Below are 26,184 nucleotides of genomic sequence, written 5' to 3'. Positions count from 1 at the left end.
AGGGTAGCCACCTCGGAGATGATGGAGTCATGTTCGGTCTTCAGAAAGCGACCCAGGTCACATCGACGCAGGACGAGGCCACCACGCTGCGGTGGCTCGCCGAGCAGTATCCCTATCCCGATCGGCCCGCGTCTCCGCCGTGCCTGCCCCGCCCCTATCTCCGGGTCAACATGGTCAGTTCCATCGACGGCGCGGTCACCCACAACGGCCGCTCCGGTGACCTCGCCGGACCCGGCGACAAGGCGATCTTCCGGGTGCTGCGGGCGCTGGCCGACGTGATCATCGTCGGCGCCCGCACCGCCGTCGTCGAGGGCTACCGGCAGCCGTCGCCCGACGAGGTGTTCACGGCCGTGCGCGCCGAACGCGAGCAGGCCCCGGCACCCGCGCTCGCCCTGCTCTCACGCACCCTCTCCATCCCGACCGACTACGCGCCCCTGGCCGGGCCCGACACCGTGGTGTTGACCTGCCGTGCCGCGTCCGCGGACCGGCGCGCCGCACTCCGCGATGCCGGTGCCACCGTGATCGACTGCGGCGACGACGACGTCGACATGCAATCGGTCCTCGAGGTGTGCGCGGAGCGGGGTTGGGTGCGCGCGCTCAGCGAAGGCGGCCCGACACTGCTCGGATCGTTCATCGACGACGACGTCCTCGACGAACTCTGCGTCACCACGAGTCCCAATGCCGTGGCCGGCGACGCCGGACGCATCGCCCATCACCCCGCGCAGGCCGCCCTGCATCGGATGCGTCCGGTCACGATCATCACCGACGACGACGGTTTCGTGTTCATCCGCTGGACCCGCGCATCCCCCGAGGAGGCATGACAGGCATGTCCCGCCGAGATGACTAGGCTCGCGGACATGCGACGAGCACCCCGGCGGCCCGCCGGCATCGGATCCCGGTCCGCCGTGATGCTGTTCGCGGCCGCGGCGATGGCGGCGGTGATGGGCCTGGCGGGATGCGCGATCGGGCCCGACCTGGGCCCCGACGCCGTGACCGGCGGCGGCGGTGGTGGCGATGCCGCACCGTCCTCGTCGAAGGCGGCTCCCGCCCTCCCCGCACTCGGTGCGCCCAAGACCGACCTCGAATGGAAGGACTGCGCCCGGCCGTCCGCGGCACGTTTCGGTGTCCCGGCGCCCGGTGGGGTCACCGTCGAGTGCGCCGAACTCGACGTGCCCGTCAACCCCGACAATCCGACCGGCGACACGCTGACGGTCGCGCTGACCCGGGCGCGGATGGCCGCCACGCCGAAGGACGCGGCACCGCTCGTGCTCACCTCCGGTTCGGACCTGCCGTCGTCACGAACACTCCTCCTGCTCGCCACCGGACCGGGACGAAGCCTGTTGTCGCAGCATCCGGTGGTGGCGATCGACCGTCGGGGCACCCCGACGAGCGGCGACCTCGACTGCATGACGCGCATCGAGCGGTCGGCGATGAGCCGCAACGGACTCCCCGAAGCCGGGACCTCGGGCCAGTCCGAGCGCATCAGCCGGCTCGCGCGGGCCGCATCGTCGGCGTCGGACGGCTGTACCGAGACACTGACCCCGCATCAACTCGACTTCGGCGCGGCCTTTGCCGCCGCCGACATCGAGGCCCTGCGCATCCGATGGGGCGTCGACCATCTGGGTCTGATCGGGGTCGGCGAGGGTTCCGACGTGGTGCTCGCCTACGCCAGCAACTACTCAGGACGTGCCGGGCGCATCATCCTCGACACCCCGACCGCGTTCGGGGCCAACGCGCGTGACCGTGCGTCCGCCCAGGCGACCGGGGTGCAGGCCGCCCTGCGGTCGTTCGCGCAGAGTTGCGCCGCCGCCGGATCCTGCCCGCTGGGCGCCGACGGCATGTCGACCATCGGCGACGTCCTCGCCAAGGGCCGGACCGGGCGTCTCGGCGGCCTGTCGGACACCCAAGCCCTGTCGGCGATCACCTCCGCACTGGCGCTGGCACCCAATCGCCCGCAGGCGGTGACCGATCTGGCCTCGTCGATCTCGAGCGCCGATCGTGGCGACACCGCGGCGCTGAAGGCTCTTGCCGAGCGCGCAGAGGGACTGCGGACCGGCGACGGGCAGCTGGTCTCCCGCTGCAACGACGTCAGCGGTCCGATCGGCCAGAACGAGATCCCGGGGCTGGTCGATGCGTGGACCAAGCAGAATCCGCTCACCGGCGCCGACAGCGCGCTCTCGATGCTGCGGTGCAACGGCTGGGCGTCGTCGACACCGACCAATCCGCCCAATGCGCTACCGATCGATCCGCTGGTGCTCGCGGGGACGAACGATCCCGTCAACGGCGCCGGCGGGGCAGACGCCCTCAAGGCGCTGTTCATCAAGGCGGGCGTCACGCCGACCACCGTCTCGTGGGACGGGCTGGGCTACTCGGTGCTGGCGCGGAGCGGATGCGCCGCCGACACGGTGACGCAGTACCTCGGCAATCGGCCCCTCGGGGAGCCCACCGAACGCGGCTGCCCGACCTGACCGACCTGCACCGGCGCAGCGCGAAGGACACAGGCTGTGCGGATGTGGGCGCGCCGACGTAGTACGGTTCGCGGGTGGCGATTCTCGACAGGTACCTCCACCCGCAGATGAGTGCGCAGCGAATCATCCCGCTGGTGTTGTGGCCGATCACCATCATGATGATCTTCCACCGCTCGGTGATCCTCGGCGTCAACGGCGACCGCACCGACGACTTCAAGCCCGTCTATCAGGCAGCCCTGCAGTTCCTGAATCGTCAACCGGTCTACGGCGAGAACCTCAACACCGTCGATCCCCACTACCTGTACCCGCCGTCGGGAACCCTGCTGATGGCCCCGATGGCCATCGTCGATCCCGAGCGGGCGCGCTGGCTGTTCATCGCGATCAGCGTCCTGGCGCTCATCGCCAGCGCGTACCTGCTCGCCAAACTCTTCGGCTACTCCGCGCGGTCGTGGGTGGTGCCGGTGGTGCTGTTCTTCTTCTTCAGTACCGAGACCGTCGCGCACACACTGATCTTCACGAACTTCAACTCCTTCGTCCTGCTGGGCATGCTCGCCTTCATGTTGCTGATGATGCGGCGCCGAGATCTCTGGGCCGGGGTCCCGATCGCACTCACGATCGCGGTGAAACCCGTGTTGTTGCCGCTGCTGCTGCTGCCACTGCTCAACCGACAGTGGCGGGTCCTGATCACCGCCATCGGGATTCCGGTGATCCTGACCGTGGTGGCCTGGCCGCTCGTCGTGGATCCGAAGGAATTCATCAGCCGGACGTTGCCGTATCTCAACGAGGCCCGGGATTACTACAACAGCTCGATCGCGGGCAACGGCGCCTACTTCGGGGTCGCGGACTGGCTGATCATCCTGCTCCGCGTCGCGTTCCTGGCCATGGCGGTGTTCGCCCTCTGGTTCCTCTATCGCTACTACCGTCGCACCGACGAGCTCCTGTGGCTCACCACGTCGTCGGGGGTGCTGCTGGTGACCACCTTCCTGGTGGGCGCACTGGGTCAGGGCTACTACTCGATGCTCCTGTTCCCGCTGCTGATGACCGTCTTCCTCACCGGTTCGACGATGCGCAACTGGCCGGCATGGCTGGGCGTGTACGGCTGCATGAGTTTCGACTCGTTCTACTCCGTACGGTGGGAAGCCTTCGGCCGGCAGCTGGAGTTCAACAAGGTCACCTGGGGCTGGTCGCTGCTGATGATCGCAGTCTTCTGCTCGCTGCTGTTCCGATACCTCGACATGCGTCGCGACGGCGTCACGTCGCTCGACGACGACGCCGCAGCCGATGTCGGTGAGCCGTCGCCGACCGAGCGGTCCGGCGACGGTGGCGAGGGTCGCGGCGCAGTGGCTACCGTGGAGAAATGACCTCGAACCCTCCTGCCGACTCCCATGCCGCCGAGATCACCGACGAGCAGTGGCGTGAACGGCTGACCCCAGCGGAGTATCGCGTCCTGCGGCAGGCAGGCACCGAGGCACCGTTCACCGGCGAGTACACCGACACCACAACCCTCGGCGTGTACCGCTGCCGCGCGTGCGAGGCCGAACTGTTCCGCAGCGAGCAGAAATTCGAGTCGCACTGCGGATGGCCGTCGTTCTTCTCCCCGCTCGCCGGGGACGCCATCATCGAACGCGTCGACAGCTCACTCGGTATGCGCCGCGTCGAGGTGCTGTGCGCCAACTGCGGCAGCCACCTGGGCCACGTCTTCGAAGGCGAGGGCTACGACACCCCGACCGATCTCCGGTACTGCATCAACTCCATCAGCCTCACGCTCGAGCCGGCCGAGGACTGAGAGCAGTCTCGATACGCCCTCACTCCGTTCGTCGGCATATCGAGGTTCGTCGGCATATCGAGACCACGCAACACTCAGGGCAGTGCATCGATCAGCGCGGTGGGTTCGACCCGCGGGCCGGTGAAGAACGGGGTCTCCTCACGTACGTGCAGACGTGCCTCGGTGGCGCGCAGGTCGCGCATGAGGTCGACGATCCGGTGCAACTCCGGCGCCTCGAAGGCGAGCAGCCACTCGTAGTCGCCGAGCGCGAACGACGACACGGTGTTGGCTCGGACATCTTTGTAGGCGCGGGCGGCCATGCCGTGGTCGGCGAGCATCTTGCGGCGTTCCTCGTCGGGCAGCAGGTACCACTCGTAGGACCGGACGAACGGGTAGACGCAGATGTAGTTGCCGGGCTCCTCGCCGGCCAGGAACGCCGGGATGTGACTCTTGTTGAACTCGGCCGGACGATGCAATGCGACGTTGCTCCACACCGCATCGCACGCCTTTCCGAGGATCGTCTCCCGACGGAACCGCGCATACGCCGCCTGTAGCTGCTCGACCTCCTCGGCATGCCACCAGATCATGAAGTCGGCGTCGGCGCGCAGGCCGGAGACGTCGTACACGCCGCGGACCACCACCCCGGAGTCCTCCAGCGACTTGACGAAGTCCGTGGCGTCGGCCTTCGCCTGATCGCGGTCGGTCCCGAGCTCGCCGGGGCGGACCGCGAACACCGAGAACATCAGATAACGAACGGTGGCATTGAGTTCTGCATAGTCCAAGCGGCTCATGGGTTCATGGTGCCACCGGACGAAACCATCCGGACAGTCAGGTCGAGCGAGTCGAGGTCGGCTCGATCAGGTGAGATCCGCGAGCAGGTCGGTCACCGCGCGCCCGGCCTGGCCGATGCAGGCCGGTACGCCGACCCCGGCGTAGGCGGAGCCCGCGAAAGCCAGGCGGGCGGGCCGTGACCGCACGACGTCGGCCATGGCCGCCAGGTGTCCCGGACGATAGACCGGCAACCCGTTCGTCCAGCGCTGCACGAACACGTCGGTCACGCGTGCCGACGGCGCCGGGACTCCCGCCGCCCGACAGACGTCGTCGAGATCCTCCAGAGCCTCGTCGCGAATCCGGGTGTCGACTCCTTCCTCGTTGCAGTCGTCGGGCACCGGGGCGCCGAACCTGCCGAAGGACGCCCGCACAGACACCGGACGGTCGTCGCCCGACAGATGCGGCCACTTCTGCGAGCTGAAGGTGAAGGCCTTGGCGCGCAAGCTGTCTCCGGTGGCCACGAGCACCCCGGAATGGTCCGGCAGCGGCGTGCCCGGCGCGAGCGCGATGGACACCACCACCGATGAGGCCCGCTGGACGGCGATCAGCGGAGCGGCGAGGTCCGGCAGCGAGCGGCGCAGGATGTGGCCGGCCAGCCAGGCCGGGATCGCCAGCACCACCCCGTCGTAGTCGGCGGCCCGGTCACCCAGGTCGAGGGTCCAGCCACCCGACCGTGGCGTCACTCCTGTGACGAACGAGCAGAACTGCGGTTCGATCCCGGCGGCGTCCGCCAGGGTGTCGAGCAGTACGGAGTACCCGCCGATCAGCGTCCCGAACACCGGACCGGACCCCGTCGCCTGGGAGGTCAGATCCGCCACCGCCGCCGACAGACTCGGTGCGCCGGCATCGAGGCGGGCCGCGAGGGCCGGAATCGACTCGCGCACGCCGATGTCGCCCGCCAGGCTCGAGTAGACGCCACCCAGCATGGGGTCGACGCTGCGCGCGACAACCGACGGGCCGAAGCGGTCCGCCACCAGCTCCCCCACCGTCGGTGCGCTGTCCGCATGCCAGTCGAGGGTTCGCTCTGGTTCGGCCCGGATCCGGTCCAAGTCGTCCGGATCGGCCAGTCCGGCAACGGCTTCCGCGCCGACGGGGATGCCCATCAGCGCCGGGGTGGGCATCGGGTGCAGCCGCCCCCCGGCCCAGACCGCAGGCCGACGCGCGGTCGGCGAGACGATCCGGTCGGACAGTCCGAGTTCGGTGATCAGGTCCAGCGCCTCCGGCCGGCGCACGATGAACGCCTCGGCCCCCACGTCGACGGGTTGACCACCGACCTCCAGGGTCCGCAGGTCGCCGCCCAGTCGCTCACCCGCTTGGAAGAGGTCGATCTGCGCGTCGTGGCCCAGTGCCCGGCGCAGTCGGTATGCGGCCGTCAGTCCGGAGATGCCGCCGCCGACCACCGCGACCCGCGTCATCAGATCGTGTGGATCAGCTCGACGGCCCGGGTGAGCACCTCGGGGTCGGTGTCGGGCAGCACACCGTGGCCCAGGTTGACGATGTGCCCGGTCGCGCCCGCGCGGACCGCCCGCTCGCCGTCGGCGATCACCCGCCGGACCTCACGCTCGACGACGTCGGAACCGGCGAACAGGAGCGTCGGGTCCAGGTTGCCCTGGACGGCTTTTCCGGGTCCGACCCGGCGCACCGCCTCGTCGAGGGGCACGCGCCAGTCGACCCCGATCACGTCGGCGCCCGCGTCGGCCATCGCGGCCAGCAGTTCGCCGGTTCCGACGCCGAAGTGGATGCGGGGCACGCCGTAGTCGGCGACCTCGGCGAAGACACGTGCACTGTGCGGCGCCACATAGGTCTGGTAGTCGGCGAGCGACAACATGCCGGCCCAGGAGTCGAACAACTGAACGGCATCGACGCCCGCGTCGAGCTGGACGCGCAGGAAGGCGATGGTGATGTCGGCGAGCCGGCCCATCAGGGCATGCCACGTCTCGGGTTCACCGTGCATCAACGACTTGGTCCGCGCGTAGTTCCGGCTCGGGCCGCCCTCGATCAGGTACGACGCCAGGGTGAACGGCGCGCCCGCGAACCCGATCAGTGCCGCGGCCTCGGGAAGTTCGTCGAGAAGGAGCTCGATCGCACCGGCGATCGCGCCGACGGATTCGGGCTCCAGCCGCGGCAGTGCCGCGACGTCGGCGGACGTCCGGATCGGCTGCGCGATCACCGGCCCGGTGCCTGCCACGATGTCGAGGTCGATGCCCGCTGCCTTCAACGGCACCACGATGTCGGAGAACAGGATCGCGGCATCCACGTCGTGCCTGCGCACGGGCTGCATGGTGATCTCGCAGACCAATTCCGGATCGAAGCACGACTCGAGCATCCCGTGGTCGGCCCGGATGGCGCGGTACTCCGGCAGGGATCGCCCGGCCTGGCGCATGAACCACACGGGTCGACGGCTGGGTGTCCCACCGGTGGCGGCGGCGACCAGCGGACGATGGTGCGCACGACGGGCCTGGGATCGCGTTTTCTCGGACATCACTGCCTACTCTGCCATGTGTCGGCGCGCCTCCGACGGCGGTGGGGTGGCCCGCCCTACCGTCGAACGGTGACCTCTTCTGGAGCTCCGACGGAGCCTGCTGACTTCCGCACCGCGGTCGAGTCATTGCACGCCGCGCGGATCCGGCCGGAAATCGAGGTCGGTCCGATCCGCCCACCGCAACGGTTGGCCCCCTACAGCTACGCGGTGGGTGCCGAGGTCCGGCCCGGTACCGACGATGCCGACGAGATCCCGGTCGACTCGACCGGCAGTTCCTTCGGCCGCCTGATCCTCCTCTACGACCCGGCAGGCCAGGACGCCTGGAACGGGACGATGCGCCTGGTCGCCTACATCCAGGCCGAGGTGGAGGCCGCGCTCGCAATGGACCCGCTCCTACCCGAGGTGGCCTGGAGCTGGCTGTCCGATGCCCTCGGCGTGCCGCCGGGCGAGACCGCCACCACCGAGGCGTCGTCGACGGAACGCGTCGTCGAGGTGACCGCACTCGGCGGCACCGTCACCTCGACGACGTCGGTGCGCTACGGCGACATCGCCGGGCCGCCGCGGGCTCATCAGCTCGAACTGCGCGCCTCGTGGACCGCGACCGGCCTCGACCTCGGTGCGCACCTCGAGGCGTTCTGCGATGTCCTGTCAGCGGCGGCCGGACTGCCACCGGCCGGCGTCACCGAGCTGGGTTCGGTCTGAGTCGCCACGGATTCGGCCATGACCACCGGTGACGATCAGCCCACGGGCCCACCACCGGGTGAGCCCGACGACGCGCAAGCAGGCGAACCGGCCGGACCGCCCACGACTCCGCTCCTCCACCCCGCCGACGGCGTTCCCGCGGTGCTCACCACGCCGTCGGAGTTCGCCGAGGCGGCCGCGCTGATCACGGCGGCCGACGGGCCGATCGCGGTCGACACCGAACGGGCGTCGGGCTACCGCTACTCCCAGCGGGCGTATCTGGTGCAGATCAGACGGCTCGGCGCCGGCTCCTTTCTGCTCGACCCGATCGAACACCCGGACGCGCTCGCACCTGTCATCGCCGCCCTCGACGGCCCGGAATGGGTTCTGCACGCCGCCGACCAGGACCTGCCGTGTCTGCGCGAACTCGGCTTCGTCTGCCGGGATCTCTACGACACCGAGCTGGCCGGACGTCTACTCGGCCTGGCCAAGGTGAATCTCGCGGCCATGGTCGCCGAGTTCCTCGGTCTCGGCCTGGTCAAAGGCCACGGCGCCGCCGACTGGTCACGACGCCCACTCCCCGACGACTGGCTCAACTACGCCGCTCTCGACGTCGAGGTCCTGGTGGAATTACGCGACGCGATGGACGCCGCGCTGGTCGAGGCGGGGAAGTCGGACTGGGCCCGCGAGGAGTTCCGTGCCGTTCTCGAGCGTCCGGCCCCGCCGCCGCGGACCGACCGTTGGCGCAAGACCTCCAACATCCACACCATCAAGAACACCCGCACCCTGGCAGCGGTCCGGGAACTGTGGACAGCCCGCGAAGAACTCGCGCAGCGCCGAGATGTCGCCCCCGGACGAATCCTGCCGGACTCGGCGATCGTCACCGCGGCCAACGCCGACCCGACCACGCAGGCCGAGCTCGTCCGGCTGCCGGTGTTCGGTGGACCCCGGCAGCGCCGGCACGCGCGCATCTGGCTCGCGGCGCTACAGCGCGCCCGCGAACTGCCGGACAACGAACTGCCGTCGCGCAAGTCACCATCGATCGGCCTCCCACCGGTGAACCGATGGGATCAGCGCAATCCGGATGCGGCTGCCCGTGCGGCCAAGGTCCGACCTCTGGTCCGCGACATCGCCGAAGCGCACGATCTCCCGGTCGAGAACCTGCTCGCACCCGACACGGTTCGCCAATTGTGTTGGGATGGTGTCGATCTCCCCGCAAGCGCGGAGTCCGTCGACCATCGTCTCGCCGAGCTCGGCGCCCGGCAGTGGCAGCGCGACCTGTGCGCGGCGGCCATCGCCGAAGCGCTGAACGACGTCACGGTCGAGCCGACGGACTGACGCCCGCCCGAAGGGCTCAGGCGTCCGGGTCGACGCTCCGACTCGATGGTTCGACGTTCGTGCTCTCCGCGCTCTCCGTGCGGTCACCGAGGTCGGACGTGTCGTCGATGCCCGGCACGGCCTGCATACCGGCCACCGTCGCCGTGATGGTGCGCGCGAGATCCTGTGCGGTGATACCGAATTCGGCGAGCAACTCCCCGCGCGACGCGTGCGTGACGAACTCCTGCGGTATCCCCCGGTGTTGCACCGGAACCGCGACATCGGCCATCGAGAGCGCGTCGCTGACCGCCGACCCGACGCCACCGCGCACGCCGCTGTCCTCCAGCGTGACGACCAGACGATGCCGCGCGGCGAGAGCCGGGATCGACCGGGCGACCGGCAGCACCCATCGAGGGTCGACCACGGTCGTCTCGATGCCCTGCCGACCCAAACGCTGCGCCGTGTCGACCGCGAGCCCGCAGAACGCACCGACCGCGACGATCAGGACGTCACCGGATGCCTCTCCGACCCCGGGTGCGGCCCGATGTAGCACATCGACGCCGTCGTCGAGACGCTCGACCGCCCGGATGTCCTCCGGCACAGCGCCCTTCGAGAAGCGCACCGCAGTGGGACCGTCGGTGACGGCGAGCGCCTCGTCGAACTCCTCGCGCAGACGCACGGCGTCACGCGGAGCTGCCACACGCAGCCCGGGGACGAGCGACATCAGCGACAGGTCCCACATGCCGTGATGGCTGGGACCGTCGGGGCCGGTGATCCCCGACCTGTCGAGCACCACCGTGACCGGCAGCCGCAGCAGCGCCACGTCCATCAGCAGTTGATCGAACGCGCGGTTGAGGAACGTGGAGTAGATCGCGACCACCGGATGCAACCCGCCGAGCGCCAACCCGGCGGCCGAGGTCATCGCGTGTTGCTCGGCGATCCCGACGTCGAACATGCGCTCCGGGAATCTCTCGCCGAACGGCGTCAATCCGGTGGGCCCGGGCATGGCTGCCGTGATGGCGACGACGTCGTCGCGGCGTGCCCCCGCCTCGACCAGGGCGGCCGAGAACACTGACGTCCAGTCGTGCGGCGAGACACTGGTGGCGCGACCGGTCCGCGGATCGATGATGCCGGTGGAGTGCATCTGGTCGGCCTCGTGGTTCTCCGCAGGCGCATAGCCCATCCCCTTACGGGTGACGGTGTGCACGATCACGGGACCGCCGAAGGCCTTCGCATGACCCAATGCCGACTCCAACGCGCCGATGTCGTGCCCGTCGACCGGGCCGACGTACTTCAGTCCCAGGTCGGTGAACATCGCCTGCGGCGCGATCAGATCCTTCAACCCGCTCTTCATGCCGTGCAGGACGGCGTAGGCCGGCGGCCCGACGACGGGCAGCTGCTTGACCACCTTGCGGCTCTCGTCCAGAAAGCGCTCGTAACCCGGCTGCAGGCGAAGCCCCGACAGGTGCCGCGCCAGCCCGCCGATCGTCGGGGCGTAGGAGCGTCCGTTGTCGTTGACGACGATGACGAGCGGCCGGTCACCACCGGCGATGTTGTTCAGGGCCTCCCAGCACATGCCGCCGGTGAGCGCGCCGTCGCCCACCACCGCGACCACCGTGCGGGTGTCCTGCCCGGTGAGTTCGAAGGCCTTCGCGAGCCCGTCGGCGTAGGACAGCGCCGCCGACGCATGCGAGGACTCCACCCAGTCGTGTTCGCTCTCGCCCCGGTCCTGGTAGCCGGTCAGACCGTCCTTCTGCCGCAGCGTGTCGAATCCCCCCGTGCGGCCGGTGACGATCTTGTGGACGTAACTCTGATGACCGGTGTCGAAGACGATCGGATCGGCGGGCGAGTCGAAGACGCGGTGCAATGCGAGCGTCAGCTCCACCACGCCGAGATTCGGACCGAGGTGCCCGCCGGTGGCCGAGACCTTCTCGATGAGGAATTCCCGGACCTCCGCGGCGAGAGCGGTCATCTCCTCCGACGACAGCGCCCGCAGGTCGGCCGGCGAACCGATCGTGTCCAGCACGCCCATCGAATCCTCCATCACAATTCCACGGTCCGGTTCGTGAGCGCACCGGGGCTGTCGGCGCGATCGGCATACCGGGCCCATACGGCACACACGGTCATGTTCTCAACAGTCTACGGACCCGACCATCGGCTCCTCGCCCCGCAAGGCGGCGCCCCGACGACGACTCCGTCACACCCCGCGATGCGCAGGCACCAGACAGGCGATGGCCTCCACATGATGTGTCAGCGGAAAAGCATCGAACGAGCGGATCGCCCGAGGCCGATACCCGTGTTCGGCGAAGAGCGCCAGATCACGGGCGAAGCGGCCCACATCGCAGCCCACGTGGACGATCACGGCCGGGTCGGCATCGGCGACGACGTCGATCACCGCAGACCCGGCGCCGGTGCGCGGCGGATCCAGGACCACCACGTCTGGCGAAGGCAGATCGGCCGCCACGCCTGCCACCTCGCCGCGATGCAGGACCACGCGGTCGTCGTCGGCGAACGTCTGCTCGGCGGCGGACAGGGCGGCCGGATCGGACTCGACCACGTGCACGGCACCGAGCGCGTCGAGCACATCGATCCGGGCGTCGAGCATCGCCGCCGCGAAGACACCGGCACCGCCGTAGAGGTCCCACGCGACGAGCGGGTCGGGCCCGGCCGGGAGTTCCGCGTCGGCGAGCAGGTCGATCACGGTCTGCGCATACGCCGACGGCGCCGCCCGGTGAGCCTGCCAGAACGCGGTGACGGGGATCTGCCAGATCCGGTCTCCGACGCGATGGGCGGCGACCGGTTCACCGTCGACCACCCGGTGGGCGCGGGGGGCCTCGCGGCCCCGGCGTGCAGATTGCGTGCGCCCTCGGGCACCGGGACGACGCCCGCGGGTGCGCACCCGCGGTGGAGCGATCTCGGTGATGTGGCGCCTGCCTGCCATGTCGGCGACCACGGCGACATCGGCACCCGGCGTGAAGGTGTACCCGTCGAGTCCGTCGACCATCCCGGATTCCGGTGCGACACAAGGATGGTCGGTGACGATCGACGAACCGTGAAACGCATGCATCCCGGCGCGACCGGCGGCGTCGACACCGAGTCGGGTGCGGACTCGCCAGTGGGTGCCGTCGTCCCCGAGCGAGACGACCTCACCCGCGCCGACGCCGTCGAGATCGGCCGCCGAGAACCCGCCGATCCGGTCGAGCGCGTCGAGGACGACCTGTTCTTTCAGATCCCGGGCGTGCGCGAGGTCGACGAAACCGAGGTCGCAACAACCGGCTCCGTGGTGGGCGGCGTCACAGAGGTGATCGATCCGGTGCATCGACGGTTCCAGGACCTCGATCACCTCACCGCGCAGGAAACTCTCCCGCCGGTCGTCGGTGATCCGCACGCGGACCTCCTCGCCGGGGATGGCGCCACGAACGAACACGACGCGCCCGTCCACGCGGCCGACGGACTCACCGCCGTTGGCCGGGCGGTCGGGCCGCACGATCAGTTCGGCACCCACGCCATCTGCGCCGCCGATGGATTCGTTCACGGTTGATCCGAGTCGCCGCCGAGGGCACGACGGGTGTCGCCGGGAGCCGAGTACGCGAGATCGCGATTCTTCAGGCGATCCGACGACGTCAGCTGCCACGGAACGGATGTCACCATCACCCCGGGCTCGAAGAGCAGACGTCCCTTGAGACGCAGGGCCGATTGATTGTGGAGGATCTGCTCCCACCAGTGCCCCACCACGTACTCGGGGATGAACACGGTGATGACGTCCCGGGGCGATTCGCGCCGGACCCGCCGGACGTATTCGATGACCGGACGCGTGATCTCACGATATGGGGAGGCGATCACCTTGAGCGGCACGGTGATGTTGCTCGCCTCCCACTGCGACACCAGCTTGCGGGTGTCGCGGTCGTCGACGTTCACCGTGATCGCCTCGAGGGCGTCCGGTCGGGTGGCGCGGGCGTAGAGGACCGCGCGTTTCGTGGCCAGGTGCAGTGTCGACACCAGGACGATCGAGTGTGTCCGGCTGGGCAGCACCGGTTCGTCTTCCTCGAGTTCGAGTTCGTGTTGCACGGTCGCATAGTGCCGGTGGATGAGCTTCATGATCACGAAGATGGCCACCATCGCCAGGATCGCGATCCACGCGCCGGCACGGAATTTCGTGATCAGCACCACCACCAGGACGGTGGCCGTCATGACCAGGCCGATCGAGTTGATCACCCGCGACTGCATCATCCGCCGCCGGGCCCGCGGGTCGGTCTCGGTGCGCAGATGACGCGTCCAATGCCGCACCATGCCGGTCTGGCTGAGGGTGAACGACACGAACACGCCGACGATGTAGAGCTGGATCAGCGAGGTGACCTGGGCCCCGAAGGCCACCACGAAGATGATGGCCGCCAGGGCAAGGAACAGGATGCCGTTGCTGAACGCGAGGCGATCTCCGCGGGTGTGCAGCTGCCGGGGCAGGAAGCGGTCCTGCGCGAGCACCGAGCCGAGCACCGGGAAGCCGTTGAACGCGGTGTTCGCGGCCAGCAGCAGGATGAGGGCGGTCGCCGTCGCGACGAAATAGAAGCCGGGCGTGAACGAATGGAAGACGGCATGGGCGAGCTGGGCGATCATCGCCTTCTGCTGGTACCCCTCGGGTGCGCCGATCAGGTCGGTGGCCGGGTTCATCACATATTTCGCACCGATGCGCTGTGCGAGCAGGACGATACCGAGCAGCAAGGTGATGGAGAACGCGCCGAGCAGGAACAGTGTCGTCGCCGCGTTGCGGGACTTCGGCTTGCGGAAGGCAGGCACCCCGTTGCTGATGGCCTCGACACCGGTGAGCGCCGCACAACCCGACGAGAACGCCCGCGCGATCAGGAAGACGAAGGCGATCCCGGCGAGGTGATCTTGCTCGGGACGGATCCCGAAATCCGCGGCCTCTGACCGGACCGGCTCGTCCAGGATGTACAGCTCGGTGAATCCCCAGATGAGCATGACGAGAACACCGATGATGAACGCATAGGTCGGGATGGCGAGCACCGAGCCCGACTCCTTGATACCGCGTAGGTTCACGGCGGCCATCAGGACGATTGCGGCCACGCAGAACCACACTCGATGCTGAGACACGAAGGGGATCGCCGAGCCGATGTTCTCCGCTGCCGACGAGATCGACACCGCGACCGTGAGGACGTAGTCGACCAGCAGCGCACTGCCGACCGTCAGACCCGCATTGGGACCGAGGTTGACCGTCGCCACCTCGTAGTCGCCGCCGCCGGAGGGATACGCGTGGACGTTCTGCCGATAGCTCGCCACGACGACGACCATCACCACGGCCACGGCCAGGGCGACCCACGGGGGTGAAGGCCAGCGCGCTCAGGCCCGCGACGGACAGGACGAGGAAGATCTCCTGCGGCGCGTATGCCACCGACGACATCGCGTCGGAGGCGAACACGGGAAGCGCGATGCGCTTGGGCAACAGGGTGTGACCCAGTTTGTCGCTACGGAACGGGCGGCCGAGCAGCAGACGTTTTGTCGCCACGGACACCTTGGACACGGTGGACACCAGGCAACACTAGAGCGTGTAGTAGACAAAGGCCACAAGGGGCCGAAGGTCCGGCACGGGGGTCCACCCCGTGCGGGTAGGTTCGATGCGTCCAGCGCGTATCGCGCCGGGCACCGACTCGGGCACAAGGGCCGTGGAGAGGATGGACGTGCAGGTAGTCATCATGGGGTGCGGGCGCGTTGGGTCGTCGCTGGCGATGGCGATGCAGAAGCGCGGCCACACCGTGGCGGTCATCGATCGCGACCATTCGGCCTTCGTCCGGCTCGGCCCTGATTTTCGCGGCACCACCGTGATCGGCGTCGGATTCGACCGGGATGTCCTGACAAGGGCCGGGATCGAGACCGCAGACGCATTTGCCGCAGTCTCCTCGGGCGACAACTCCAACATCATCGCGGCACGTGTCGCCCGCGAGACATTCGGCGTGGAAAGGGTCGTGGCACGCATTTACGACGCCAAGCGCGCCGAGGTCTACGAACGACTGGGCATCCCGACCGTCGCGACCGTGCCGTGGACGACCGAACGCTTCGTCTCGGCTCTCGGGGAGACCTCGACGACCACTGCGTGGCGAGATCCGTCGGGGTCGCTGGCCATCGCCCAGCTCGACATCGACGAGACGTGGATCGGCGTGACCGTCGGGAAGTTCCAGGAGGAGACCGGCGCCCGGATCGCCTTCCTCACCCGACTCGGCCGCCCGATTCTCCCGGATATGAAAACCGTTCTCCAACAAGAAGATGTCATCTACGCAGCCACACTGATCGACAATCTCGTCAATGCCCGCGCAACCGCACGGTCCCCGTACACCACATCTGACTGAGGGTGAGAGAGAACACACGATGAAGGTCGCCATCGCCGGTGCCGGCGCAGTCGGGCGCTCGATCGCCCGTGAGCTCCTGCTCAATTCCCACGAGGTCACCCTCTTCGAGCGCAACCCTTCCCACATCGACCGTGAGTCGGTGCGGGAGGCGACGTGGGTGCAGGCAGACGCCTGCGAGCTCAGCAATCTCGAGCAGGCGTCACTGCAGACGTTCGACGTGATGGTCGCGGCAACAGGTGACGACAAGGCCAATCTCGTCGTGAGCCTGCTCGCGAAAACCGAATTCGCGGTCAACCGGGTGGTGGCGCGGGTCAACGATCCGCGCAACGAATGGCTCTTCGACGACGACTGGGGCGTCGACGTCGCGGTCTCGACGCCACGCATCCTCGCATCCCTGGTCGAAGAGGCGGTCTCGGTCGGCGATCTGGTCCGCCTGATGACGTTCCGTCAGGGGCAGGCCAACCTCGTCGAGCTCACCCTGCCTCCGAACACCCCGCTGGCCGGCAAGCCGGTACGCAAGCTCGAGCTCCCCCGGGATGTTGCACTCGTCACCATCCTGCGCGGCGGCCGGGTGATCGTGCCGCAGAGCGACGACGCCATCGAGGGCGGCGACGAGCTGGTGTTCATCGCGCCCGCCGAAGCCGAGCCCGCACTGCACGAGGCGATGCAGATCCACTGAGCCGCCGAACCGCGATGGTGGGCAGGACGTCAGCAGCGCGGCGGTTCAGCGCGGTGGGTTGTCCGTGATCTCCGCGCCATCGCGATCCGGTCCGGCGGCATCGTCGGAGATCTCCATGCGATCCTCTTCCCGCGTCGCGCGCCGGACCAGCAGAACGGTTGCCAGCACCGCGAGTGCGGTCAACGGCCAGCCCATGGAGATGCGCGCGACGGCGAGCCATCCGGTGCTGCCGTGGTCATAGAGTTCGGACTGGGTCAGGTATCGGGCGAGGAACACCAGTGCCCAGAACGCGGTGGCGATGTCGTAGGCGAGCAAGGTCTTTCGATGCTTTCGCCACGCCATGCCCTCGCCGCTGATGAGGTTCCACGCGACGCCGACCAACGGCCATCGGACCACGATCGACGCCACGAAGACCACGGCGTACGCGAGGGTTGTCCAGATGCCGAAAAGGAAGTAGCCCTTGGCGTCTCCGACCCTGTGCGCGATGAACACGCAGATCGCGACACCGATCAGACCCGAGATGGCCGGGTTGAGGGGCTCGCGGCGGACGAGGCGCACACAGAAGATCGCGATGGCGACGGCGAGGGCCGCGATCATCGCGGCCGTGAGGCCCCACACCGCATTGACGGGGACGAAGACCACGATCGGCACCGTCGAGTAGATCAGGCCGGAGACCCCGCCCATCTGCTCGAGAATCGTCGGTGCGGGCGTTGGGTCATCGTCGGTGGGTTCGTCGAGACGGTCCGGTCGGCTGTGGGCACCGACTGCGTCGTCGGCAGGGCCACCGGCCGACGGATCATTCGTCGTCTGAGCCATAGAGTTCGTAGTACGGGTTGTAGATCACCTTGGTGCCGTCGTGTTCGGCCAGCCGACCCCGTACGGTCAGCTTCCGGCCGGGTTCGATCCCGGGGATCCGGTTCCGGCCCAGCCACTTGAGTACGACGGTGTCGGAACCGTCGAAGAACTCCGCCTTCACCCCTACCTTCGCGGACCGCGAACAGGTCTCCACAGCCCGCAGCTCACCGTGCATCGTGACCTCATCGCCACGACAACACTCGGCGGCGCGTTGCGCACCCGTGGCACGCGACTCCTCCGCGATCTGTACGGCGTCGGCATCTCCGAGATCTTCGGTCAACCGGCGCGTCAACCGTTTGAGATAACCGGTGGTAGCCATCACACCCTCCTGGGTGACTTGTTGCGAGGCGAAGTGGGCTGAGCTGAAAAGCCCTGCTCGCACCCGCCAGCGTAATCCTCTTCTTGCTCCCTGTTCAACGTCGGGGATGATCATGACATGCCCGATACAGCAAGGTCGGATCGGAGGGTGCCGACAACGATCGTGGCCATGCCCGGTACCGGGTCCGATGCCGACTACGTGCACCGCGCCTTCGGGCCCGCCGCCGATGAGATCGGTCTCACACTGATCGCGCTCGAACCGTCGAAAAACCTGGTCGACGGGCATCTCAGACGTCTAGACGAGCTCGCCGAGAGCGCCGGTCCGCTCATCGTCGGCGGCGTGTCCATCGGTGCCGCGATCGCGCTCTCCTGGGCGCTGCGTACCCCGTGCGCCGGGGTGTGGGCGGCCCTGCCGGCCTGGACCGGCGATCCGGAGGCCGCGCCTGCCGCATGGAGTGCCCGCGCGACGGCAGGCGCGCTCGCCACCGACGGCCTCGAACCGACCATCGTCGCGATGGCCGCGTCGAGTCCCGATTGGCTCGCGGCCGAACTGAGTCGTTCATGGCGGGCGCTGCATCCCGGCCTCACCGATCAGCTCACCGAGGCCGCCGGGTTCCACTCCCCCGACCTCGCGCAGATCGCCACCCTGACCGCGCCGCTGGCGATCACCGCGGCCGTAGACGACCCGGTCCATCCCGGTGAGGTCGGTCGGGACTGGGCGGCGGCGGCACCGAGGTCCGCGTTGACAGAGGTGACCCTCGCGGACTGGGGCAACAACCCTGCCGTTCTCGGATTCGGTTGCGCGCGAGGGTGGCTCGGTATCAGCTGACGTGGCCGGTCGGCCGATTCAGCTGCGCCGGTTGCGCCGGAAGCGTTGCATCGCCGACCCGGATGAGCGCGGCATCGGCTCGTCGTCCTCCACCTCGGGCTCTTCGATCGGCGCGGGTTCGCCTGTCGTCGGCGCCGGAACGGCCTCGTCACTGATCACCGTCGCCGAGGCGACCTGCTCCAGCGCGCCACCGGGCACCGACGCGTCCGCGGTACCTGCCGGTGTGCCCGCCTCATCGACCGGCGTCTGGTCGTCGAGCATCTGTTGCTGCGCGGCGGCGACCTGCTCGGCGAGGACCGGGGGCAACACGATCGGCAGCGCGTCCCGCGGCGGATGGGGCTCGTCACCGCGACGCACCACGGACTCGGCCAACACCGCGCGAGCGAGCCTGCCGAGCTCGTCTGCGGTCTCGTCGGGCCCGCTGGCGATGCAGCGCACCATCCATCGCGGGCCGTCCACGCCGACGAAACGATGTGCGGCACCGGGAACGGTGGCGATGATCTCGCGTCCCCAGTGGCCGTCTTCGATCGCCACCTGCGCGCCTTCGTCACGCAGAGAGGCGGCGAGCTCGGTCACGACCTCTCGCCAGAGGCCCGGGGATTTCGGTGCGGCGAACGCACTGACGCTGATCCGCCCGTGTGGGGTGACCAGGTAGACGGCCTCGGGCTCGTGCTCGGCGGACATCTCCACCGTGACCTGACCACCTTCGACCACCGGCACCAGCACCGATCCCAGGTCGAGATGCGAGTTCTCGAGCTCCTCGGCGGGGGTGTCGAGGGCCTCGATGTCGTACGGACCCTCTGCCGAACCGATCCTCAACTCGCCCTGCTCATCTCGTGCCATGTCGTGTACTCCTAGGGAAGTGTTCGCTCGTCGGGGTGGACCGTCGGTCGGGTCAAGGACCCGAATCCCCGTCGATCTCCGGAGCGGCCTCTGCCAGCACCGCATGGCCACCGCTGGAGCCATACCCCCCGCCACCGCGACTCGTGTCGTCGAGTTCGTCGACCTCGACCAGCTCCGGCAGTTCGACGCGCTGGACGAGCAGTTGGGCGATCCGGTCCCCACGGGCGATCGAGATCGATTCGTCGGGGTCGAGATTGATCAGACACACCTTGATCTCCCCGCGATACCCGGCGTCGATCGTGCCCGGCGAATTGACGATCGAGAGTCCGGCCCGTGCGGCGAGCCCGGACCTGGGATGAACGAGCCCGACTGTGCCGACGGGCAGGGCCACGGCAAGGCCCGTCCCGACCAGCTGGCGACGACCGGGCGGCAGTTCGAGGTCGATGGTCGAACACAGGTCGACACCCGCGTCGCCGGGATGTGCGCGGGTGGGCAACGGGATGTCCGGGTCGAGTCGGCGGACCCGCAGCGACCCGATCGGGTCGGGTCGGTCAGATGCCGCGGTGGAGGATTTCGGCGTCACGAGGGCAGACTACGCTGGTCGCGTGACTCCTCCAGCATCACCTGAGAATCCGGCCGATTCGTCGTCCGGCGACGATCATCCCGGCGTCCCCGGCGACGCAGACCGATCGGCGGGAGAAGGCAACTCGGGTTCCGACCGCTTCCATGAACGCCTCCACGTGCCGTGGTGGTGGTGGGTGGCCGCAGCGGTCGTGACAGGGGTACTGGGCTACGAGATCCAGCTGTCGGCACACCGCGCGGCGTGGAGCGTGGTGGGCTACGTGGCGGTCGGATTGCTGTGCGCGTGGATGCTGTGGTCGCTCGGCCGCGCGTCGGTCCGGGTGACCCCGGATCGTGAACTCCATGCCGGTCGAGCCCGCCTACCGCGGGCGGTCATCGCTCGCGGGGCGACCGTGCCCGCGACGGCGAAGAGTGCAGCACTGGGTCGCCAGCTCGATCCGGCCGCATTCCTCATGCACAAGGCATGGGTCAAGACGATGGTCCTGCTGGTGCTCGACGATCCCGATGACCCGACACCGTATTGGCTCGTGTCCACCCGGGATCCGTCGGCGTTGCTGGCCGCTCTCGACCTACCCGATGCGGCAGCCGAGGCGGGTATCGCCGACTGAGCGTGGAGGCGGGTTCGGTATCGACGACCCGCCTCCCTCATCGGTTCGTCAGGCGCAGTCCACGCAGATCATCGAATTGCCGTTCTCGCGGGCGAGCCGGCTGCGGTGGTAGACGAGAAAGCAGCTCGTACAAGTGAACTCGTCGGCCTGCTTGGGGATCACCCGGACCGACAGTTCCTCGCCCGAGAGATCCGCACCGGGCAGCTCGAACGATTCGGCGGTGTCGCTCTCGTCGACATCGACGGCCGAGGACTGGGCTTCGCTGCGTCGCGCTTTCAACTCCTCGAGGGAGTCCTCGCTGATGTCCTCGGTCTCTGTGCGTCGTGGCGCATCGTAATCAGTAGCCATTGTGTGCCTTACCTATTGAGAGAGTGTGAGGGGCGCTCTCGGATGTCGGCTTGTGACCGAACAAACGTAGGTGCGCGAGCCCGCCGGGATTGTCTTGCCGGCGGCGTCTCTACAACGTCGTGACCGGTGCAATTCGTTACCCAGAACCCTGCAGATCGGCGTGATCTCCATCACATTCAATCCACGTGCCCCCCACTGTTTGGAGGGGCGGGCGCCCGAAGCTTAGTCCACCGGCGTGGCTCGGTCAACGATCTCCTCGGCCGGATCATTCCCCGCGCGTCGTTGCACACGGCGCGATCGGGCCGGACCCGTACTCCCGACGGAGCGGGCAGGCGGCCTGTACAGGCGTTATCCGCCGGTGCGGCCTGCCTGCGCCGCGCGCCGACGACCACCGTTTACAGTGGGCGCCAAGGTTGGGCGTCGGAGAAGGAGCCAGTTCACGGTGGTGTCGCAGCTAACATCGGGGTCTTCGGTCGACGCGAGAGGTCGGCCGTTCCGTCGTCGCCGAACGCGCCCGGCGATCATCGTCGCCGTCGTGTTGCTGGTCGCAGGTCTGATCACCTGGGCGGTCGCGCTCGCCGATTCCGGTCCGGTGGCCGTGCCGACCAACTGCAACCAGCCGACTCCGGCATCCGCCGAACCCTCCGCCGCCGCGGCCGCTCCGGATCCCGGGCTGCCCGCGCCTTCCGCGGCGCCCGCGACGGTTGCCCCGGCCAACCGCGACGAGATGCTGGCCGTCACCCCGGCCGCCTTGTCGACGTTCCAGGTCCGGGTGCTCAATGCATCGTCGCAACGCGGCGCGGCGCGATCGGTCTCCGACGACCTGACCGCCCAGGGTTTCAATCCGGTCCCCGACAACCCGTATGGCGACGACACCGTCTACACCAACCAGGACCTGTCCTGCTACGCACAGATCCGCTTCGGTCCGGCGGGCAAGGCGAGCGCCGCCGCGGTCTGGCTGGCCATCCCGTGTGCCCAGCTCGTCGACGACGGACGCCAGGGCACCGGCGTCGACGTCGCGCTGGGCAAGTACTACGAGGGCCGCGAGCAATCGCAGGATGCACAGGCCGCCCTCGAGGCGCTGCGATCGGCCGATCCGAAGGACCCGCGCACCGGCGCCGACCCGACGCTGGTCAAAGCCGTCCACTCGGCGTCCTGCTGAGACCACTGTCGCGCTGACGAGGCCATCCCGGCGCGGCGGCGGCGACCTCAGGCCGAGGGTCTCAGGCCGACGGCATCATGCTTCGTGCCCCGAGGCCGTCGAGCAGTCGTAGGAATTCGTCCGCTATTCCCGGCGCCACCGCGATCGTCGGATGGCCGTCGCCCGAACGCGAGTCCGGGGGCGGCATGTACACCCGCGCGCCTGCCTCGGCCGCGATCAGCCCACCGGCGGCCCAGTCCCACGGACTGAGCCCGTGTTCGAAATGCGCGTCCACCGCACCGCTCGCCACCATGCACAGATCGAGCGCGGCGGCACCGACCCGGCGGATGTCACGCACCTGCGGGAGCAGTTCCGCGATGATCGCGCCCTGGGTGGCCCGTCGACTCGCGTCGTAGGAGAAACCGGTGGCCACCAGCGCCAGATCGAGGCGACCGATCGGGTTGCAGGACAGCTTGATCCGCCCGTCACCGGCATCCACCCAGGCGCCGGCGTCGAGCGCGGCCGAGTACGTGACGGCGCGAGCCACGTCGACCACGGCACCGGCCACCGACCTGCCGTCGATCTGCGCCGCGACGGAGACGGCGTAAGCAGGGATGCCGTACATGAAGTTCACCGTGCCGTCGATCGGATCGACCACCCACCGCACCCCGGACGGCACGTCCACGGTGCCACCGGCCTCCTCTCCGAGGATCTCGTCCCCCGGGCGCCGGGACCGCAGCTCCGAGCGGATCAGCTGCTCGGTCTCGGTGTCGGCGAGGGTCACCGGATCGGTCGGGGTCGACTTGGTGCTGACGGGCGCCGCGTCCTCGTCCGGGTCGTCCGCGTCCGCGCGCACCGCGTGGGGATCGTGGCCCGGTCCCGGACCGAACAGCTCCGGGCGGCGTCGTCGCACATGGTCGGCCGCACGCTGCGCCACGTCGATCGCGACGCGCTCGAGGACCTCTGGCCCGGAATGATCGGTCACGCCCCTATGTGAGCACACCGGCGCGGGATCCGCCGACAGGGGCTCGGTCCCGAGCAATCGCGTGCTGCGTGTCGGCAACGGCAGCCGTCCGGTGGGTGACGACTTTGCATCGACCCCGCGCACGGTGCGCACCGGCTGGATAGCCTTGAGGCCGCGCCATTTCCCATTGGGTGGATCAGAGAGGACTCCGACATGACCGACGCCGAGGTAGCGAGCACCGCCCAACCGGGAGCCAATCTCGGATTCGGAGTCGACGTCGGCGGTTCCGGGATCAAGGGCGGGGTCGTCGACCTCGACACCGGATTGCTCGTCGGCGACCGGTTCAAGGTGCTGACCCCGCAACCGTCCACCCCCGACGCCGTCGCCGGCGCTGTCGCCGAGGTGGTCGGTCACTTCGATTGGACCGGACCGGTCGGGATCACGCTGCCCGGCGTGATCACCGACAGCACGATGCGCACCGCCGCCAACATCGACAAGGGCTGGATCGGCACGGACGTGTACGAACTCTTCAGTTCCGCGTTGTCGGGCCGGACCGTCTCCGTCCTGAACGACGCCGACGCGGCCGGGATGGCCGAGGACCGCCACGGCGGTGGCGCAGACGTCGACGGTGTGGTCATGCTGCTCACCCTGGGCACCGGCATCGGCACCGCCATCCTCATCAACGGCACCCTGGTCCCCAACACGGAGCTCGGCCACATGATCATCGACGGCAAGGAGGCCGAGCACCGGGCGTCGTCGAAGGTCAAGGAGGACAAGGGGTGGACCTACGAGAAGTGGGCACACAAGCTCTCACATGTCCTCGAGGCATACGAGGCACTGCTGTGGCCGAAGCTCTTCATCGTCGGCGGCGGGATCAGCCGCAAGTCCGACAAATGGATCCCCCACCTGACCAACAAGACGCCCGTGGTGCCGGCCACCCTGCTCAACACCGCGGGTATCGTGGGTGCGGCGATGGCTGTCGATGCCGGCCTTCGCACCTAGTCCGGTTGTGGACCGTCGGCGCCGTCTCGACAACTCACTGACCTGGTCTTTGTCACATCCGGCGGGGCGATGTCGTTACAATGGTCCTCACCGGTGATCACGCACCGAGAAATCAAGCCCTGATCCGCGTCGGCGCATGCCGCCGTGAGAGATTCACGATAGTCAGTTCCGAAAGGTTGTACGTGGCAGCCACCCAGACCCGCCAGGCCGACGTCGACGATTCGACAGACGCGACGACCGCCACGGAGAACGCGCCGGCCAAGCGACCCGCAAAGAAAGCGGCCAAGAAGGCGCCCGCTCGCAAGGCAACCGCCAAGAAGGCGGCAAAGAAGGCCCCTGCGAAGCGCGGAGCCAAGAAGGCCACCAAACCGTCGGATGCCGACGGTGTCGAGTCGACCGAGGACGCCGACGACACCGGCACGATCGACGACATCGACGCCCCCGACGGCGAGCTCGACGAGGATGTCGAGATCGACGACATCGCCGTCGACGATGATGACGACGACGACGACTCGCCCGACAGCGAGGACGCCGAGACCGATGACGCCGAGACGACCGTGGTGGTCCCGGCAGCAGCAGGCGCAGCCAAGCCTGCCGCTGCCAAGAGCAAACAGGTCCCGGAAGAGAAAGAACGAACGGCAGGCGACTTCGTCTGGGACGAGGACGAGTCAGAGGCGCTCCGTCAGGCGCGCAAGGATGCCGAGCTCACCGCATCGGCCGACTCGGTCCGCGCCTACCTCAAGCAGATCGGCAAGGTCGCCCTCCTCAACGCGGAGGAGGAGGTCGAGCTCGCCAAGCGCATCGAGGCAGGTCTCTTCGCCACCGAGCGACTGCGCAGGCTCGTCGATTCCGGCGACAAGATCAGCACGGCGTCCAAGCGTGATCTGAACTGGATCTCCCGGGACGGCAACCGCGCCAAGAACCACCTGCTCGAGGCGAACCTCCGTCTGGTCGTCTCCCTGGCCAAGCGCTACACCGGCCGCGGAATGGCGTTCCTGGACCTCATCCAGGAGGGCAACCTCGGTCTGATCCGTGCGGTCGAGAAGTTCGACTACACCAAGGGCTACAAGTTCTCCACGTACGCGACCTGGTGGATCCGTCAGGCGATCACCCGCGCGATGGCCGACCAGGCACGCACCATCCGCATCCCGGTCCACATGGTCGAGGTCATCAACAAGCTGGGCCGTATCCAGCGCGAGCTGCTCCAGGACCTGGGCCGCGAGCCCACTCCCGAGGAGCTCGCCAAGGAGATGGACATCACGCCCGAGAAGGTGCTGGAGATCCAGCAGTACGCGCGTGAGCCGATCTCGTTGGATCAGACCATCGGCGACGAGGGCGACAGCCAACTCGGCGACTTCATCGAGGATTCCGAGGCCGTCGTCGCGGTCGACGCGGTGAGCTTCACCCTGCTGCAGGATCAGCTGCAGTCGGTGCTCGAGACGCTCTCCGAACGCGAGGCCGGCGTGGTACGCCTGCGCTTCGGGCTGACCGACGGTCAGCCGCGCACCCTCGACGAGATCGGGCAGGTGTACGGCGTCACCCGCGAGCGCATCCGTCAGATCGAGTCTAAGACGATGTCGAAGTTGCGGCACCCCTCGCGTTCGCAGGTGCTGCGCGACTATCTCGACTAGGCCCGACCACCACAACCTGCGTTTCTGCCGCCGTCGATCTCAGATCGACGGCGGCAGAAACGTACCGGCACCGTCCGGACGGTAGGTGCGCACCTCGACCACCGCGTGGGCGGGCAGTGCGCCGTAGAGATGTGGAAAACGCATACCCTCGGGATCGTCCGGCATCCCGGGTTCCCACACGACGGGTGCGTCCAGCCGGGTGCTGTCGACGACGAGCAGCACGAGGTCGTCGCGCCCCCCGAACAGTCGGTTCGCCGGCAGGTGTACCTGTCCGGGATCGGACAAGTGGACGAACCCGGCATCGGTGAGCGATGGCGGCTCACGGTGGCCGGTGTGCCGCGCGGTGTCCCATTCGTCGCGTGTGCACAGATGCACGAGGAGTCGCGGCCGGTCGTCGTCGACGGCGACGTGTGATTCATCGGGTCCGGTCATGCCGATCAGCAACGCCCATGGGTAGACCATTTGTCAAGGTTGCGCCCGC

25 protein-coding genes and 1 pseudogene are annotated in these 26,184 nt (G+C 68.5%); 13 read left to right on the top strand and 13 right to left on the bottom strand.

Features of this window, described 5'->3' with window-relative positions:
* Window positions 1-29 precede the first annotated feature (29 nt).
* The 4 genes from OVA31_RS21990 to msrB all read left to right on the top strand — a co-directional run bounded on the left by OVA31_RS21990 (window position 30) and on the right by msrB (window position 4,254).
* Window positions 30-821, top strand: a complete 792-nt coding sequence (locus OVA31_RS21990) for a dihydrofolate reductase family protein (RefSeq protein ID WP_267628665.1) — start codon at window positions 30-32, stop codon at window positions 819-821.
* A 108-nt stretch (window positions 822-929) separates the two neighbouring features.
* Entirely contained in the window at window positions 930-2,468 is a 1,539-nt protein-coding gene (locus OVA31_RS21985; RefSeq protein ID WP_267631652.1) for an alpha/beta fold hydrolase, read from the top strand.
* A 74-nt stretch (window positions 2,469-2,542) separates the two neighbouring features.
* The gene (locus tag OVA31_RS21980) at window positions 2,543-3,829 is read left to right on the top strand and encodes a glycosyltransferase family 87 protein (RefSeq protein WP_267628664.1); all 1,287 of its coding nucleotides are present in this window, start codon (window positions 2,543-2,545) and stop codon (window positions 3,827-3,829) included.
* Complete coding sequence (gene msrB / locus OVA31_RS21975; RefSeq protein WP_267628663.1) at window positions 3,826-4,254, top strand: peptide-methionine (R)-S-oxide reductase MsrB; 429 nt, start codon at window positions 3,826-3,828, stop codon at window positions 4,252-4,254. The genes OVA31_RS21980 and msrB overlap by 4 nt, the downstream gene beginning before the upstream one ends.
* 74 nt (window positions 4,255-4,328) lie before the next feature.
* On the opposite strand, the gene hemQ is transcribed toward msrB, so the two are convergent.
* The 3 genes from hemQ to hemE form a co-directional block, all read right to left on the bottom strand.
* A complete protein-coding gene (hemQ, locus tag OVA31_RS21970; RefSeq protein ID WP_267628662.1) occupies window positions 4,329-5,024 on the bottom strand; it encodes a hydrogen peroxide-dependent heme synthase in 696 nt (231 codons plus the stop codon).
* Window positions 5,025-5,090: 66 nt separating this feature from the next.
* On the bottom strand, window positions 5,091-6,479 hold the full coding sequence (locus OVA31_RS21965) for an FAD-dependent oxidoreductase (protein ID WP_267628661.1): 1,389 nt from the start codon (window positions 6,477-6,479) through the stop codon (window positions 5,091-5,093).
* Window positions 6,479-7,546 carry a uroporphyrinogen decarboxylase gene (gene hemE, locus OVA31_RS21960; protein WP_267628660.1) on the bottom strand — a complete coding sequence of 356 codons (1,068 nt, stop codon included), beginning with the start codon at window positions 7,544-7,546 and terminating at the stop codon, window positions 6,479-6,481. Before hemE ends, OVA31_RS21965 begins: the two co-directional genes overlap by 1 nt.
* Window positions 7,547-7,615: 69 nt before the next feature.
* Here hemE and OVA31_RS21955 point away from each other — a divergent pair, with 69 nt between their 5' ends.
* Both OVA31_RS21955 and OVA31_RS21950 read left to right on the top strand, forming a co-directional pair.
* The gene (locus OVA31_RS21955) at window positions 7,616-8,248 is read left to right on the top strand and encodes a DUF3000 domain-containing protein (protein WP_267628659.1); all 633 of its coding nucleotides are present in this window, start codon (window positions 7,616-7,618) and stop codon (window positions 8,246-8,248) included.
* An 18-nt stretch (window positions 8,249-8,266) separates the two neighbouring features.
* A complete protein-coding gene (locus tag OVA31_RS21950; protein ID WP_267628658.1) occupies window positions 8,267-9,565 on the top strand; it encodes a ribonuclease D in 1,299 nt (432 codons plus the stop codon).
* 16 nt (window positions 9,566-9,581) lie between these two features.
* On the opposite strand, the gene dxs is transcribed toward OVA31_RS21950, so the two are convergent.
* The 3 genes and pseudogenes from dxs to OVA31_RS21935 form a co-directional block, all read right to left on the bottom strand.
* The gene (gene dxs, locus OVA31_RS21945) at window positions 9,582-11,576 is read right to left on the bottom strand and encodes a 1-deoxy-D-xylulose-5-phosphate synthase (protein WP_420714101.1); all 1,995 of its coding nucleotides are present in this window, start codon (window positions 11,574-11,576) and stop codon (window positions 9,582-9,584) included.
* 165 nt (window positions 11,577-11,741) lie between these two features.
* Window positions 11,742-13,079: a class I SAM-dependent RNA methyltransferase gene (locus OVA31_RS21940; protein ID WP_267628657.1), complete on the bottom strand. Its 1,338-nt coding sequence runs from the start codon at window positions 13,077-13,079 to the stop codon at window positions 11,742-11,744.
* Window positions 13,076-15,089: pseudogene (locus tag OVA31_RS21935) on the bottom strand (APC family permease). The gene OVA31_RS21940 and the pseudogene OVA31_RS21935 overlap by 4 nt, the downstream one beginning before the upstream one ends.
* A 148-nt stretch (window positions 15,090-15,237) precedes the next feature.
* On the opposite strand from OVA31_RS21935, the gene OVA31_RS21930 reads away from it, so the two are divergent.
* Window positions 15,238-15,903, top strand: coding sequence for a potassium channel family protein (locus OVA31_RS21930; protein ID WP_267631650.1), 666 nt, complete (start codon window positions 15,238-15,240; stop codon window positions 15,901-15,903).
* Window positions 15,904-15,922: 19 nt separating this feature from the next.
* Complete coding sequence (locus OVA31_RS21925; protein ID WP_164308366.1) at window positions 15,923-16,582, top strand: potassium channel family protein; 660 nt, start codon at window positions 15,923-15,925, stop codon at window positions 16,580-16,582.
* Between the two features lie 45 nt (window positions 16,583-16,627).
* On the opposite strand, the gene OVA31_RS21920 is transcribed toward OVA31_RS21925, so the two are convergent.
* A complete protein-coding gene (locus OVA31_RS21920) occupies window positions 16,628-17,398 on the bottom strand; it encodes a DUF3159 domain-containing protein (RefSeq protein ID WP_420714100.1) in 771 nt (256 codons plus the stop codon).
* Window positions 17,379-17,756 carry an OB-fold nucleic acid binding domain-containing protein gene (locus tag OVA31_RS21915; protein WP_164308364.1) on the bottom strand — a complete coding sequence of 126 codons (378 nt, stop codon included), beginning with the start codon at window positions 17,754-17,756 and terminating at the stop codon, window positions 17,379-17,381. Before OVA31_RS21915 ends, OVA31_RS21920 begins: the two co-directional genes overlap by 20 nt.
* A gap of 117 nt (window positions 17,757-17,873) precedes the next feature.
* On the opposite strand from OVA31_RS21915, the gene OVA31_RS21910 reads away from it, so the two are divergent.
* The gene (locus OVA31_RS21910; protein WP_267628656.1) at window positions 17,874-18,584 is read left to right on the top strand and encodes an alpha/beta hydrolase; all 711 of its coding nucleotides are present in this window, start codon (window positions 17,874-17,876) and stop codon (window positions 18,582-18,584) included.
* A gap of 18 nt (window positions 18,585-18,602) precedes the next feature.
* On the opposite strand, the gene OVA31_RS21905 is transcribed toward OVA31_RS21910, so the two are convergent.
* Together OVA31_RS21905 and dut are read right to left on the bottom strand one after the other, a co-directional pair.
* On the bottom strand, window positions 18,603-19,427 hold the full coding sequence (locus OVA31_RS21905; protein ID WP_267628655.1) for a DUF3710 domain-containing protein: 825 nt from the start codon (window positions 19,425-19,427) through the stop codon (window positions 18,603-18,605).
* 52 nt (window positions 19,428-19,479) lie between these two features.
* A complete protein-coding gene (gene dut, locus OVA31_RS21900) occupies window positions 19,480-20,010 on the bottom strand; it encodes a dUTP diphosphatase (RefSeq protein WP_267628653.1) in 531 nt (176 codons plus the stop codon).
* Window positions 20,011-20,032: 22 nt separating this feature from the next.
* Here dut and OVA31_RS21895 point away from each other — a divergent pair, with 22 nt between their 5' ends.
* The gene (locus tag OVA31_RS21895; protein WP_267628652.1) at window positions 20,033-20,617 is read left to right on the top strand and encodes a DUF3093 domain-containing protein; all 585 of its coding nucleotides are present in this window, start codon (window positions 20,033-20,035) and stop codon (window positions 20,615-20,617) included.
* A gap of 48 nt (window positions 20,618-20,665) precedes the next feature.
* Here the strand turns inward: OVA31_RS21895 and OVA31_RS21890 are convergent, their stop codons facing one another.
* Window positions 20,666-20,965: a DUF4193 domain-containing protein gene (locus tag OVA31_RS21890; protein WP_161059266.1), complete on the bottom strand. Its 300-nt coding sequence runs from the start codon at window positions 20,963-20,965 to the stop codon at window positions 20,666-20,668.
* Window positions 20,966-21,407: 442 nt separating this feature from the next.
* Here OVA31_RS21890 and cei point away from each other — a divergent pair, with 442 nt between their 5' ends.
* A complete protein-coding gene (gene cei, locus OVA31_RS21885; protein WP_267628651.1) occupies window positions 21,408-22,127 on the top strand; it encodes an envelope integrity protein Cei in 720 nt (239 codons plus the stop codon).
* Between the two features lie 61 nt (window positions 22,128-22,188).
* Here cei and OVA31_RS21880 read toward each other — a convergent pair whose 3' ends face one another.
* Window positions 22,189-23,091 carry an inositol monophosphatase family protein gene (locus OVA31_RS21880; RefSeq protein WP_267628650.1) on the bottom strand — a complete coding sequence of 301 codons (903 nt, stop codon included), beginning with the start codon at window positions 23,089-23,091 and terminating at the stop codon, window positions 22,189-22,191.
* 192 nt (window positions 23,092-23,283) lie between these two features.
* On the opposite strand from OVA31_RS21880, the gene ppgK reads away from it, so the two are divergent.
* Both ppgK and OVA31_RS21870 read left to right on the top strand, forming a co-directional pair.
* The gene (ppgK, locus tag OVA31_RS21875; RefSeq protein ID WP_267628649.1) at window positions 23,284-24,072 is read left to right on the top strand and encodes a polyphosphate--glucose phosphotransferase; all 789 of its coding nucleotides are present in this window, start codon (window positions 23,284-23,286) and stop codon (window positions 24,070-24,072) included.
* A gap of 182 nt (window positions 24,073-24,254) precedes the next feature.
* A complete protein-coding gene (locus OVA31_RS21870) occupies window positions 24,255-25,703 on the top strand; it encodes an RNA polymerase sigma factor (protein WP_267628648.1) in 1,449 nt (482 codons plus the stop codon).
* Window positions 25,704-25,742: 39 nt separating this feature from the next.
* Here the strand turns inward: OVA31_RS21870 and OVA31_RS21865 are convergent, their stop codons facing one another.
* Window positions 25,743-26,135: a DUF952 domain-containing protein gene (locus OVA31_RS21865; RefSeq protein ID WP_267631648.1), complete on the bottom strand. Its 393-nt coding sequence runs from the start codon at window positions 26,133-26,135 to the stop codon at window positions 25,743-25,745.
* Window positions 26,136-26,184: the final 49 nt, after the last annotated feature.

Source organism: Gordonia sp. SL306, from assembly GCF_026625785.1.
In the GTDB taxonomy this organism is placed as follows: domain Bacteria; phylum Actinomycetota; class Actinomycetes; order Mycobacteriales; family Mycobacteriaceae; genus Gordonia.
Note: the sequence above shows the minus strand (reverse complement) of the source record. Positions and strands in the feature narration are given on the sequence as shown.